The sequence below is a fragment of the Actinomycetospora sp. C-140 genome, from assembly GCF_054796175.1.
Map to the genome: position 1 here is coordinate 160,305 of NZ_JBTWNF010000006.1, position 13,007 is coordinate 173,311.

Genomic DNA, 13,007 nt, shown 5'->3' on the forward strand with positions numbered 1-13,007 from the left:
GCGCGTAGCGGGGACAGGATTCGAACCTGTGACCTCTGGGTTATGAGCCCAGCGAGCTACCGAGCTGCTCCACCCCGCGTCGGGTGGCCCGTCGCCCTGGGCCGGGGGATCCCGACGGCCGGATCACTCCGGCGCCGGTGTCGTAGCGGGGACAGGATTCGAACCTGTGACCTCTGGGTTATGAGCCCAGCGAGCTACCGAGCTGCTCCACCCCGCGCTGCGTTGTATCCGTGACTCTACAACCCGGCCCACCGCCCGCCGGGACGGGGGGTCCCCGGTGCCGCGTGGCACCGGGGACCGGCCCCGAGGGTCAGCCCCCGGTGCCGGCGGCGGCGCCGGCCGGGGTCGTCGGCGTCGCCGGTGCGGCCCCGGTGGCGGAGCGGAACTGCGCGATGGCGGCGTCGAGCGCGGCCTCGGCGTCGCCGATCCCCCGGAAGTCCCGGGCGGCCTGGGCCGTCGAGAGCCGGTCGAGGGCGTCGTTCATCGCCGTGACGGCCTCGGTGAGCTGCGGGCTCAGCGCCTGGCCCGGTGTCCCGGCCGGCAGCGGACCGCCGCCCGTGTTCGCCCCGGGCTGCGGCGTCGGCGTCTGCTGGGCCGTGCCCAGCCCCGGCACGGTGAGCCCCGGCGGGAGCGGGACGCCCTGGAAGGCGGCCTGCAGCGCGCCCTGCAGCGTCGGCGCGTAGCCGATGTCGCCGTTGTTGAACCGGGCGATCACGCCGAACAGCTGCGGGAACGAGGTCTGCGCGTTCCGCTCGACGTAGATCGGCTCCACGTAGAGCAGACCGCCCGCCACGGGCAGCGTGAGCAGGTTGCCGTACTGCACCTGGACCGGCGTGCCGGACTGCCGCAGCGTGAACAGCCCGCCGTTGACCGACTGGCTGGTCAGCAGCTCGGCCTGGACCTGCTGCGGACCCTGCGGCCCGCGTTGGTCGCCGGTGAGCTGGGCCGGGAGCTCGAGCACGGTCATCTGGCCGTAGTTCTCCGGCTCCGAGCTCACCGACAGGTACGCCGAGAGGTTCGGCCGGGACAGCGCCAGCAGCGTGCTCGTCATCTGGAACTGCGTGTCCGGCGGCGCGCCCGGGCGCGGATCCCCGGCGAGCAGGTAGTACGGCGGGATCGCCGCGTTCGCCTCGCGGGTCGGGTCCTCCGGGACGGTCCAGAAGTTCTGGGTGGAGAAGAAGTCCCGCGGGTTCTCGACGTGGTAGCGCGTCAGCAGGTCGCGCTGGACCTTGAAGATGTCCTCCGGATAGCGGAAGTGCGCCCGCAGGCTCGGCGGGATGTCCGCCGACGGCTGCACGACCCCCGGGAAGACGCCCATCCAGGTCTTCAGCACCGGGTCCTGCTCGTCGACCGCGTACAGCTTCACCTCGCCGCTGTAGGCGTCGACGGTCGCCTTGACCGAGTTGCGCATGTAGCCCACCGAGCCGGCCGCGGACGCCGGCCGCAGCGAGTCGTCGGTGGCCTGCCCGAGGTCGACCTGCTGCGCGTACGGGTAGCGCGGCAGGGTGGTGTAGCCGTCGACGATCCACTGCAGGCGGCCGTCGACGACCGCGGGGTACGGGTCGACGTCGGTGCGCAGCCAGGGCGCGACCTTCTCGACGCGGTCGACAGGCGTGCGGTTGTACATGATCCGCGAGTCGGAGCCGATCGAGCCGTTGAACAGGATGTTCCGCTCGCCGTAGGCGGCGGCGAAGATCAGCCGCTGCGCCCAGTTGCCCAGCGGCACGCCGCCGGCACCGGTGTAGGCCGACGCCGGGCGCCCGGGCCCGTCGTACTCGCCCGGGGTCGAGCCCGGGTTGCCACCGACGATCGCGTAGTCGTCGGCCCCGCCGAGGAACTCCCCGTAGTAGATACGCGCGCCGTCGGGGCTCAGGTTGAACGGCCCGGGGTTGCTCGAGTCGCTGACCTCGAACGCCGGCAGGCCGCCCTGGCTCGCCTCGGCGTTGCTGGGCACGTTGACGCGGTCGGCCGGTGCCGACACGAGGCCCTGGCCGTGGGTGTAGACGAGGTGGCGGTTGATCCAGTCCTGCTGGTTGCCGATCAGGGCGTCCGGGTTGATCTCGCGGGCCGCGAGCACGAAGTCCTGGCGCTGGTTGTTGACCGTGTAGCGGTCGATGTCGAGCAGCGGCGAGAACGCGTAGAAATTCGTCAGCTGCTGCTGGACGGCGAAGGTGCGGTTGAGCCGCGACGGGTCCTGGATGCGGATGTTGTTCAGCGTCGCCTGGCTGTTGGCCACGTCCTGCGGCGGGACGGGCGTGCTCCCCGCCGCCGTCGCGACCTGCGGGGCGTAGGGCACCGTCGTGACGTTGCCCAGGTTGAACGCCTGCTGGGTCGCCGTGATGTTCCGCGAGATCGACTCGGCCTCGCGGTCGATCGCGTTCGGCCGCACCGAGAACTGCTCGAGCACCGCGGGCCACGCCGCCCCGACCAGCACGCTGGAGAGCACGAGCAGGGCGAGCGCGATCGCCGGGATCTGCAGGTTGCGCAGCACCACGGCCGAGAAGAACGCCGCGGCGCAGATCACCGCGATGATCAGCAGGATGAGCTTGGCCGGCATCGCCGCGTTGAGGTCGGTGTAGGTGGCGCCGAAGAAGTTGGCGCCGCCCTCGGCGGCCTTGCGGTCGGAGAAGAGCAGTTCGTAGCGGTCGAAGAAGTAGGCGACGGCCTTGAGCAGCACGAACGTGCCGGCCAGCACGGCGAGGTGGGCGCGCGCCGCGGGGGCGACGGCGCCGCTGCGCCCGGCCAGGCGGATGCCGCCGAAGAGGTAGTGGGCGACGAGCGCGGCCACGAAGCTCACCGCGATCGCGACGAACAGCCAGCTCAGCAGCCACCGGTAGAAGGGCAGCTGGAAGACGTAGAACGAGATGTCGTGGCCGAAGACCGGGTCCTGCACGCCGAAGGGCACCGAGTGCAGGAACGTCTGGACGGTCTGCCAGTCGGCCTGCGCGGAGAGCCCGGCGATGAGCGCGACCACCGCCGGGATGCCGATCGCGAACCAGCGCGGCCGCGCGAGCACGACCGTGCGGTAGCGGGCGACGGGGTCCTCGGCCGCGGTGCCGGCCACGGGCACGAACACCGGTCGCACCCGGTAGGCGATGACGAGGTTGAGCGCGAGCAGCCCGCCCATGAGCACCGCCGCGACGACGAACTGCAGCACGCGGGTCCACAGGATCGTCGTGAAGACGCCCCGGAAGCCGACCTCGCCGAACCAGGCCCAGTCGACGTAGACGTCGACCAACCGCGCCCCGCCGAGCAGCACGACGAGCGCCACCGCGCCGACGATCAGCAGCGTCTTCGTCCGTCGCGACAGCTGGGGGGTCGCCGTCGGGGGCCGGTTGGCCACGGGGTCACTCTCCAGGACTTGCCAGATCAGGGGCGGGACACGGGTGCCCGGGGCACGCGTGCGACCGCCACTCTACGAACACAGTGTGGGGTCGCCGTGGTCCGCATGTCCGGATCCGCTCGCGCCCTGCTCCGGCAGGGTGTCACGGCGCGGCGGGTCCGTCGTCACGGCCGTCAGCAGGGTGTGGGGGTGCGCCCGTCGTGGACCGCCTGCAGTGCGGCGATGCCCTCGGCGAGGGTGCCGACGCGGGCGAGCTGGAGGCCGTCCGGGGCGTCGCCCTTGGCCTCGGCGCAGTTGCCGGCGGGGACGAGGAACACCTGCGCCCCGTCGTGACGCGCGGCGTCCATCTTGAAGCGGATGCCGCCGATGTCCCCCACACGGCCGGTGGCGTCGATGGTGCCGGTGCCCGCGACGACGTGCCCGCCGGTGAGGTCGCCGGGCGTCAGCTTGTCGACGATCGCCGACGCGAAGACCAGACCCGCGGACGGGCCGCCGATGTCGCCGAGGCTGATCCGCACGTCCACCGGCGAGTCGACGATGTTGGTCGGCGTGACGCCGAGGAACCCGCGCGGATCGCCGTCGGGGCGCGCGGCGGCGACGATCGTGACGTCGGTCGGCGGCCCCGGGGCACCGAGCGGGCCGCGCTCGACGGTCACCGTCACGGTCTGCCCGGGCCGGGTGGGGGCGAGCGCGTCGACGACCTCCTGCGGCGTGGTGACCGGGCGGCCGTTCACCGCGACGATCCGGTCGCCCGGGGCGAGGCGCCCCGCCGAGGGCGAGTTGTCGAGCACCGATCCGACCTGCACGGCGGTCGGGTAGCCGAGGTAGCGCAGCGCCGCGGCCTCCGCGTCGGTCTCCGACTGCGCGAACTGCCGGGTGTTCTCCTGGTCGACCTGCTCGCTCGAGCGCCCCGGCGGGTAGACCGACTCGCGGGGCAGCACCTGCTGGTTCCCGGACGCCCACATCGCCATCGCGCCGAACAGCGTCACCTGGGTGGTCACCGCCACCGTGGTCATCCGCAGCTGGCCCGTCGTCGGGAAGACGGGCGCCGGTCCGCTGATGTCGACCACGGTGCGCCCGTCCTGGCCGGTGCCGAGGACGTCGAACGTCGGGCCGTCGCCGAGCGCCACGAACGGCACCCGCACCGTGGCGCCCAAGAGTCCGAGGACGCCGGCGAGCACGAGTCCGAGCGCCAGCGTCGCGCGCAACCGGGTCACGGCCGGACAGGGTAGTGATCGCCGGTGTGCCCGCCGTGCGGGGACGGTTCCTGGGAGGAGTCTGGGCGTTCGCCGTGGGCTTCCCGCCCGCGGCGCTCGGCGGCCCCGATCAGCCCAGCGGCCGCGTACCGTCGGGACCATGAGTGACCTGCCCTTCGGCTTCGGGCCGTCCGACCCCGACGACGAGTCCCGGCGTTCCGGGTCAGGTGGCGCCGGCGGGCAGGGCGGCAACTTCGGCTTCGGCCTGCCCGGCATGGGCGGCATGCCGGGCGGCGCCGGCGGCGCGGGCGGCTTCGACATGAGCCAGCTCGGGCAGATGCTCACGCAGCTCGGGCAGATGTTGTCGCAGTCGTCCGGGCCGGGCGCCGAGGGCCCGGTGAACTACAAGCTGGCCTCGCAGATGGCGCACCAGCAGCTCCCGGCCACCGGACGCACGGCGCCGACGAGCGAGCAGCAGCGGGCGGCCGAGGAGTCGGTGCGCCTCGCCGAGCTGTGGCTCGAGGACGCCACCACGCTGCCCTCGGGGGCCTCGCAGGTCGCCGTCTGGTCGCCCGCGCAGTGGATCGACACGACGATGCCGACCTGGCAGCGGCTGTGCGACCCGGTGGCCCAGCGGGTCGCCGGCGCCTGGGTCGAGGGTCTGCCCGACGAGGCCCGCCAGATGGCCGGGCCCATGCTCGGCATGATCTCGCAGGTCGGCGGCATGGCGTTCGGCTCGCAGCTCGGGCAGGGCCTGTCGCAGCTGGCGCAGGAGGTCCTCACGTCCTCCGACGTGGGGCTGCCGCTCGGGCCGGAGGGCACCGCCGCGCTCCTGCCGGGCGCCATCGCGACGTTCACCGAGGGCCTCGACCGCCCGGCCGGCGAGGTGCTCGTCTTCCTCGCCGCCCGCGAGGCCGCCTACCAGCGCCTGTTCGGGCACGTCCCCTGGCTGCGGCAGCGCCTGCTCGCCACCGTCGAGGAGTTCGCCCACGGCATCCAGGTCGACACCTCCCGCATGGAGGAGCTCGCGCGGGAGGTCGACCCGACCAACCCGGCGTCCCTGCAGGAGCTCATGAGCTCCGGGATGTTCGAGCCGCAGACCACCGACTCGCAGAAGGCCGCGCTCCGCCGGCTGGAGACCCTGCTCGCGCTGGTCGAGGGCTGGGTCGACGTCGTCGTCATCGACGCGGTGGGCGACCGCCTGCCCGGCGCGCAGGCCCTCGGCGAGACGCTGCGGCGGCGCCGCGCGTCCGGCGGGCCCGCGGAGCAGACCTTCGCCACGCTCGTCGGGCTCGAGCTGCGGCCGCGACGCCTGCGCGAGGCCGGCGACCTGTGGCGCCGGCTCACCACCGAGCACGGCGTCTCCGACCGGGACGCCGTCTGGGCGCATCCCGACCTCATCCCGACCGCCGACGACCTCGACGACCCGTCGGCCTTCCTCGGGCGCCGGCGTTCGGTCGAGGGCGGCGACGGCGAGCAGGGTCAGGGCGAGAGCTTCACCGACCTCGACGACCCGCTGGCCCGTCTCGAGGCCGAGATGAAGGCCGAGCAGGAGGCGAAGTCGGAGAAGCCCGAGAAGCCGGAGTCGCCCGAGGAGGGCGACGAGGGCACGGGCCCCTCGGCCTGAGGTCTAGTCCTCCCCGGTGCCGTCGTCGGCACCCTCGTCCGTCTCGCCGATCGCGAGCCCGGCGCCCGCGGAGAGCCCCTCCAGGTAGCCGATCGCGCGTTCGCTGCGCGGGTAGCTGGCCTCCGCGGCGCGGAAGGCCGGCCCGTGGGACGGCTCGCGCAAGTGCACCAGCTCGTGCACGAGCACGTGGTCGAGCACCCAGCCGGGCACCTCGCGCAGCCGCTCGCTGACCCGGATGGTGGCGTCCGCGGGGGTGCAGGACGCCCAGCGCGTGCGCATCGGCCGCGTCCAGCGCACCGACGCGGGCCGCGGCCACGCGCCGTCGGGGGCGATCGGGTCGAGGTGCGCGGCCGCGAGCTTCCCGGCGCGCTCGACGAGGTCGGCGTCGCCGGCCCGGCGGCCCGGACGCCGGCGGGCGTCGGCGCGCTCGAGCCGGCGCAGCATCTCCTCGACCCAGTGCCGCTCCTGCGCCAGGGACATCGACGCCGGGATGTTCACGACCACCGTCGCGCCCTCGCGGTGCGCGTCGACGGTGCGCTTGCGCCGCGCGCTGCGACGGACCTCGACCTCCGGGCGGGACTCAGCCACATCCGGAGCGTAGGTGGCGGATCCTGCGGCCGCTCCGCTGCGTCGAACCAGGTGTGCTCCCAGCTCCCGCCACCGCTCCCCCGTCACCCGTCGCCGCGCTGCTGCCCGACCGCCCGCGGCTGCGCCTCCCGCCGCTGCACCGCGCCGCCGGCGCGCTGCAGTTCGGCGCGGACCCCGCCCGGGCCCTCGTCGTCGACGGCCTGACGCCCCCGCTCGCACGGATGGTCGAGGCGCTCGACGGCTCACGGCCGATGGCGCGGGTCCTGGCCGACGCGGCCGCGGCCGGTGCGTCGCCGGGCGTCGCGCGCGGCGTGCTCGAGCGTCTCCACGCCGCGGGGCTGCTGGCGGCCGGCGACGAGCCCGGCGCCCTCGACGGCCGTCGGGTGGTGGTCCGGGGCGCGGGCCGGGTGGCGGTCGCGGTCGCGTGCCTGCTCGCGACGGCCGGCGTCGGTCGGGTGCTCGTCGAGGCCGAGGGCACGGTGTGTCGCGCCGACCTCGGCACCGGTCTCGTCGCGGACGACGTCGGCAGGCCCGCGCGGCTCGCGATCCCCGACGCGGTCGCCCGTGTCGCTCCGGGATCGCGGGCACCGGGCGCGCCCTCGGCGCGCCGCTGGCTGACCGCGCGCGCGGACCTCGTCGTCCTCGCCGACGCCGACCGGCCCGACCCCGTGGCCGCGACGCGCCTCGTGCTCGCCGGCCGCGCCCACCTCCCGGTGGCGCTCGCCGCCGGCGTCGGCACGGTGGGCCCGCTGGTCGTGCCCGGGCGGACACCCTGCCTGCACTGCGAGGACCTGGTGCGCACCGCGGAGGACCCGGCCTGGCCGCGCCTCGCCGCCGAGCTCGCCGGGCGGCGGTCGCCGGCACCCGTGGCGCTCGCCGCGGCGACCGCCGCCCTCGCCGTCGCCGAGGTCCTCGCGGTGCTCGATCCCGCCGGCGTCGCCGCGGCGTGGGGCGCGACGCTCACCCTGGCCGCCCACGGCGCGCGCGACCGGACGCCGGCGCGCCGCCATCCGGACTGCGGCTGTGACGTGCACCTCGGGCCGTCCGAGCGGCCCGGCCCCGCGCGCCTCGGGCCGGCGCCGGCGGGACCGCAGGTCACGCCGTCGGCCGGGGCGGCGTGACCACGACCGGGCGGGCGGCACCGCCCGGGACCGTGCCGGTGGACGCGCGTCACACCCGGCAGCGAGGCCGTGGGGCGGGGGGTACCCATCGCGGGCAGGGGGACCCGTTGAAGGAGACCGCGATGAGCACGACCACCTTCCCCTCCGCGCACCCGATCGACACCAGCGGCCACGACCCGCTGACGACCGTCTTCGGGGCGGAGAGCGCGACCTACCCCTGCCCGGACCTGGCGGCGGTCGACGCGCACCTCGCGAACCTGTGCCGCCGCCTGGAGCTCGCCGCCCCCCGCTTCCCCGCGCTCGTCGCGCTGTTTCGCTCGGAGATCGACCTCCTGCTCGACCGCCGCCGGTGGCTGGAGCTCACCGCGGAGGTCGCCGCGGACGGCGCCGCAGCCGTCGCCGCGGCGGCGCGGACGGCCCCGTCCGGCCGCCCCTGATCGCGCCGTTGCCGCGTCGAGAGGGGAGAATGGTCGCGTGACCGATGACATCCCCCGCCGGTCGGTCCAACGGTCGGCGCGGCTGGCCTCGCTGCCGCTGGGCTTCGCGTCCCGCACCGCCGCGGGATGGGGCCGGCGGATCGCCGGGGGCGACCAGGGTCAGATCTCCGCCGATGTCGCGCGCCGCGGGGCGGAGCAGCTCTTCGCGGTGCTCGGTGAGCTCAAGGGCGGGGCCATGAAGTTCGGCCAGGCCCTGTCCGTGTTCGAGGCCGCGGTGCCGCCCGAGCTGGCCGAGCCCTACCGCGAGGCGCTGACGAAGCTGCAGACCGCCGCGCCCCCGATGCCCGCGGCACGCACCCACCGCGTGCTCGCCGAGCAGTTCGGCCGCGGGTGGCGCGACCGCTTCCGCGAGTTCGACGACACCCCGGCGGCGTCGGCGAGCATCGGGCAGGTCCACCGCGCGGTCTGGCAGGACGGGCGGGACGTCGCGGTCAAGGTGCAGTACCCGGGCGCCGACGAGGCGGTCATGGCCGACCTGCGCCAGCTGCAGCGGTTCAGCCGCATGGTGCAGCCGCTGGTGCCGGGCATGGAGATCAAGCCGCTGCTCACCGAGCTGCGCGACCGCATGGCCGAGGAGCTGGACTACCGCGACGAGGCCGACGCGCAGCGGGCGTTCGCGACGGCGTACGACGGCGACCCGCACGTCGTCGTCCCGCGGGTCGTCGCGTCCGCACCGCGCGCGATGGTCACCGAGTGGGTCACCGGCACGCCGCTGTCGGCGATCATCCGCGCCGGCGAGCCCGAGGAGCGCGACCGCGTGGGCCAGCTGCTCTCGAGGTTCCACTTCTCCTCGCCCGCGCGCGTCGGGCTACTGCACGCCGACCCGCACCCCGGCAACTTCCAGGTCCTGCCCGACGGGCGGCTGTGCGTGATCGACTTCGGCGCCGTCGCGCGCCTGCCCGACGGGCTCCCCGAGGAGCTCGGGCACATGCTGCGGCTGGCGGTCGAGGACCGCGCCGACGACCTGCTGAAGCTGCTGCGCGAGCTGAACTTCGTGCTGCCCGGCGTCGACATGGGCCCGGACGAGGCGATGGCCTACCTGGGGCCGCTGACCGACCCGCTGCGCACCGAGAAGTTCCACTTCACGCGCGCGTGGCTGCGCGGGCAGGCCGAGCGCCTCGGCGACCTGCGGCGTCCCGAGTTCACCACCGGGCGCGGTCTCAACCTCCCGCCGCAGTACATGCTCGTGCACCGGGTGACGCTCGCCTCGGTGGCGGTGCTGTGCCAGCTCGACGCCGAGGTCCCGATGCGCGCGGTCTTCGAGGAGTGGCAGCCGGGCTTCGCCCTCTGACCGGCTCCTCCTCCGGGGCCCGGTGCGCCCCCGAGGCGCACCGGGCCCCCTCTCCCCCGCGCTCGGGGGTCTCGGGCCGGGCGGGGGCGACGGAGCGAGGGGCGCCTCCGCTGCGTCACACGCAGCGGAGGGCGCCCTCGCTTCCCCGACCCGCGGCCCGGCGGTGCGGGGTCTGGTCAGGCGACCCCGGCGGCCGCCCGGGCCGCGGCGATCTCGGCGTCGCGGGCGAGGTCGGCCTTCGAGGGCCGGCCCCGGGGCCGCTTGCGGGCGATCACCGCGCCCCGGTCGAGGATCTCCCCGCCCCACACGCCGCAGTACTCGCGGCGCTCCAGCGCGCCGGACAGGCAGGCGCGCCGGACGGGGCAGTCACCACAGAGGGCCTTGGCCCGCTCGAGGTCGGCGGGGAGGTCGGAGAACCACAGGTCCTCCTCCGCCCGCCGGCAGGGCAGGTCGTCGACCACGGTGAGCGCGTCGAAGAGGTCGATGTCGAGGGTCTCGGGTCCGGTCTCGGGGGTGGTCGGTGCGGCGGCGAGTCCGGCGGGGGACACGGTCTACCTCCGGTGACGGTTCGGCGGGGCCGGGAGCCGCGGAGTCGTGTCCTGACACTGCTCGGAAACGACGAAAGGCCGCGGTCCCTGGTGCGGGTCCGCGGCCTCGAGGTGCTGGTGGTGGGCCTGGTGTCAGGTCCCCCACCGCGAGGGCGCGGACGGTCGCTGCGGACGGAAGGTCGGGAGATTGCGCAGATCGCGCCGGCGGATGCGGGGGCGCGGCATCTCGACCTGCTGCCCCTGCGGCTCGCACGCGGCGACGCCGACCAACGGCGTCACGGTGACGTACGAGCGCCAGCTTCCGACGTGGCGACCGGTGCCCGCGAGAGTCACGATGTCCATCGTCACGAGCCCCCTTCCTGCGTCACCACGTGGCGGCGAACCGCCCGACCGGCAGCCTCGTGCGCCGGTGTGTGATCGACCGTAGGACCGGCCCGATGAGAAGGGCAACGTATTTTCCGGAAGTTTTCTCCGAGATCTCCGGACCGGACACGGACGACCACGGCGCGCCGGCGCGAGCGGCACGTCGCCCATGATCGACAGGGCCGGGGCCCGCGGACGGTGCCTCTCGCGGCGGCGAGCACCGACCCGCGCCGCCACCGTGACCTACGAGGCGTGCTCCCGCAGCAGGGTGAGCACCTCGGTGCCGTAGCGCTCGAGCTTCGACGACCCGATGCCGGGGATGGCGACGAGGCCCGAGGGGTCGTGGGGGCGCTGCTCGGCGAGGGCGATGAGCGTGGCGTCGGTGAACACGACGTAGGCGGGCACCGAGCGCGACTTCGCCTCCGCGGAGCGCCAGGCCTTCAGCGCGTCCAGCAGCGACTCGTCGACGTCGGTGGGGTGGGTGCTGCAGCGCCCGAGCTTCGCGGACGCGGCGTCGGGCAGCGGCTTGCCGCACAGCCGGCACACCGCCTTGCCCTTCGTCCCGTTGCCGCCGGTGGGCACGCGGGCGGCCGGGTGCTCGTCGGGGACGAGGCCGTAGAGGAAGCGGCTGCGCCGCCGCGAGCGCCGCCCGCCCGCGCTGCGCGACAGGGCCCACGACATCCGCAGGTGCACGCGCGCGCGGGTGACGCCGACGTAGAACAGGCGCCGCTCCTCCTCGATCGCGTCGTCGTCGCCCTCGGCGTGCTGGATCGGCAGCGTCCCGTCGGTGAGCCCGACGAGGAACACGGCATCCCACTCGAGGCCCTTCGCGGCGTGCAGCGACGCGAGCGTGACCCCCTGCACGGTCGGCGGGTGCTGGGCCTGGGCGCGGGTGGTGAGCTCGCCGAGGAAGACGTCGAGGTCGGCGTCGGGCACCGATGCGACGAGCTCCTCGGCCAGCTCGGCGAGCGCGCGCAGCGACTCCCAGCGCTGGCGGGCCGCGCCCTGCCCGGCCGCGCCGGCGGGCGGGGAGTCGGTGAGCCCCTGCTCGCCGAGCACCGCGCGCACCAGCGACACCATGCCCTCGCCCCGCGCGTCCTCCGGAGCCCGCGCCGCCGCGGTGCGCAGGGCGGCGACGGCGGTGCGGACCTCGGTGCGCTGGAAGAACCGCTCGCCCCCGCGCACCTGGTAGGCGATGCCGGCGTCGCCGAGCGCCTGCTCGTACACCTCGGACTGCGCGTTGACGCGGTAGAGCACCGCGATCTCCGCCGGCGGCACCCCGTCGTCGATCAACTCGCGGATCGCCGCCGCGACGGCGGTGCCCTCGGCCGGCTCGTCGTCGTGCTCGGCGAAGTCGGGCGCCGGGCCGGGCGGGCGCTGGCCCTCGAGGCGCAGCCGCGACCCGGCCGCGCGGCCCCGTGCCGCCCCGATGACGGTGTTGGCGGCCGCGACCACCTGCGGGGTGGAGCGGTAGTCGCGCACCAGGCGCACGACCGTGGCCTCGGCGAACACCCGGGGGAACTCGAGGAGGTACGAGGGGCTCGCCCCGGCGAACGAGTAGATGGTCTGGTTGGCGTCGCCGACGACGGTGAGGTCGTCGCGCCCGCCGAGCCACGCCGAGAGCAGCCGGTGCTGGGCCGGGGTGACGTCCTGGAACTCGTCGACGACGAAGCAGCGGTACCGCTCGTGGAACTCGTGGGCGACCTCCGGGTGCTCCTCGAGTGCGGCCGCGGTGTGGAGCAGGAGGTCGTCGAAGTCGAGCAGCTCGGCGCGGTTCTTCAGCGTCTCGTAGGTCTCGTAGACGGCGGCGACCTGCTCGACCGGCGCCGGCACGTCGCGGGCCGCCCGCCCGGCCGCGGCGGGGTAGTCGTCCGGCGGCACCAGCGAGGCCTTGGCCCACTCGATCTCGCCGGCGAGGTCGCGCAGGGACTCGCGGGTCGTCGGGGCGCCCGCCCGCTGTGCCGCCTGCCCGACGATGCGCAGCTTGCCCTCGAGTACCTCCCACGGCGTGCCGCCCACGACACGTGGCCAGAAGTAGCGCAGCTGGCGCAGCGCGGCGGCGTGGAAGGTGCGCGCCTGGACCGGCGGCTGCCCCGGGCCGCCCACGCCGAGATCCCGCAGCCGCGTGCGCATCTCCCCCGCCGCCCGGGCCGTGAACGTCACGGCAAGGACCTGCCCCGACGAGACGTGCCCGGCCGAGACGAGGTGGGCGATGCGGCGGGTGATCGTGCGGGTCTTGCCGGTGCCCGCGCCCGCGAGGACGCACACGGGACCACGCGGCGCGAGGACGGCCTGGGTCTGCTCGGGGTCGAGCCCGGACGTCGCGTCACCACCCACGCCCCCATCGTCTCAACCCGGTCCGACGGGCGTGGCGCGGACGGGCGGGAAGGTCCGAAATCTCCATGACGCTGTCGGACCCCCGTGGAACGGTGG

Annotated in this window: 9 protein-coding genes and 2 tRNA genes; 4 read left to right on the forward strand and 7 right to left on the reverse strand. The window is 75.2% G+C overall.

The features are described from left to right. Positions 1–5: 5 nt before the first annotated feature. The 4 genes from ACR9E3_RS12415 to ACR9E3_RS12430 form a co-directional block, all read right to left on the reverse strand. A tRNA-Met gene (locus tag ACR9E3_RS12415) sits at positions 6–79 on the reverse strand. Positions 80–143: 64 nt separating this feature from the next. Next, positions 144–217, reverse strand: a tRNA-Met gene (locus ACR9E3_RS12420). 93 nt (positions 218–310) lie between these two features. Next, entirely contained in the window at positions 311–3,343 is a 3,033-nt protein-coding gene (locus ACR9E3_RS12425; protein ID WP_460380588.1) for a UPF0182 family membrane protein, read from the reverse strand. Between the two features lie 173 nt (positions 3,344–3,516). Then, a complete protein-coding gene (locus tag ACR9E3_RS12430; protein ID WP_460380589.1) occupies positions 3,517–4,560 on the reverse strand; it encodes a YlbL family protein in 1,044 nt (347 codons plus the stop codon). A 139-nt stretch (positions 4,561–4,699) separates the two neighbouring features. Between ACR9E3_RS12430 and ACR9E3_RS12435 the strand changes: the two genes are divergently transcribed. After that, positions 4,700–6,166: a zinc-dependent metalloprotease gene (locus tag ACR9E3_RS12435; RefSeq protein WP_460380590.1), complete on the forward strand. Its 1,467-nt coding sequence runs from the start codon at positions 4,700–4,702 to the stop codon at positions 6,164–6,166. Positions 6,167–6,169: 3 nt separating this feature from the next. Here the strand turns inward: ACR9E3_RS12435 and ACR9E3_RS12440 are convergent, their stop codons facing one another. Further along, a complete protein-coding gene (locus tag ACR9E3_RS12440; protein ID WP_460380591.1) occupies positions 6,170–6,754 on the reverse strand; it encodes a M48 metallopeptidase family protein in 585 nt (194 codons plus the stop codon). Between the two features lie 53 nt (positions 6,755–6,807). Here ACR9E3_RS12440 and ACR9E3_RS12445 point away from each other — a divergent pair, with 53 nt between their 5' ends. The 3 genes from ACR9E3_RS12445 to ACR9E3_RS12455 all read left to right on the forward strand — a co-directional run bounded on the left by ACR9E3_RS12445 (position 6,808) and on the right by ACR9E3_RS12455 (position 9,663). Further along, a complete protein-coding gene (locus ACR9E3_RS12445; RefSeq protein ID WP_460380592.1) occupies positions 6,808–7,875 on the forward strand; it encodes a ThiF family adenylyltransferase in 1,068 nt (355 codons plus the stop codon). A 122-nt stretch (positions 7,876–7,997) separates the two neighbouring features. Further along, positions 7,998–8,312, forward strand: a complete 315-nt coding sequence (locus ACR9E3_RS12450) for a hypothetical protein (RefSeq protein WP_460380593.1) — start codon at positions 7,998–8,000, stop codon at positions 8,310–8,312. A gap of 37 nt (positions 8,313–8,349) precedes the next feature. Next, positions 8,350–9,663: an ABC1 kinase family protein gene (locus ACR9E3_RS12455; protein ID WP_460380594.1), complete on the forward strand. Its 1,314-nt coding sequence runs from the start codon at positions 8,350–8,352 to the stop codon at positions 9,661–9,663. A 176-nt stretch (positions 9,664–9,839) separates the two neighbouring features. Here ACR9E3_RS12455 and ACR9E3_RS12460 read toward each other — a convergent pair whose 3' ends face one another. Continuing rightward, a complete protein-coding gene (locus tag ACR9E3_RS12460) occupies positions 9,840–10,148 on the reverse strand; it encodes a WhiB family transcriptional regulator (RefSeq protein WP_285655803.1) in 309 nt (102 codons plus the stop codon). Positions 10,149–10,817: 669 nt separating this feature from the next. Continuing rightward, positions 10,818–12,911 carry an ATP-dependent DNA helicase UvrD2 gene (locus ACR9E3_RS12465; RefSeq protein WP_460380595.1) on the reverse strand — a complete coding sequence of 698 codons (2,094 nt, stop codon included), beginning with the start codon at positions 12,909–12,911 and terminating at the stop codon, positions 10,818–10,820. Between the last annotated feature and the right edge of the window lie 96 nt (positions 12,912–13,007).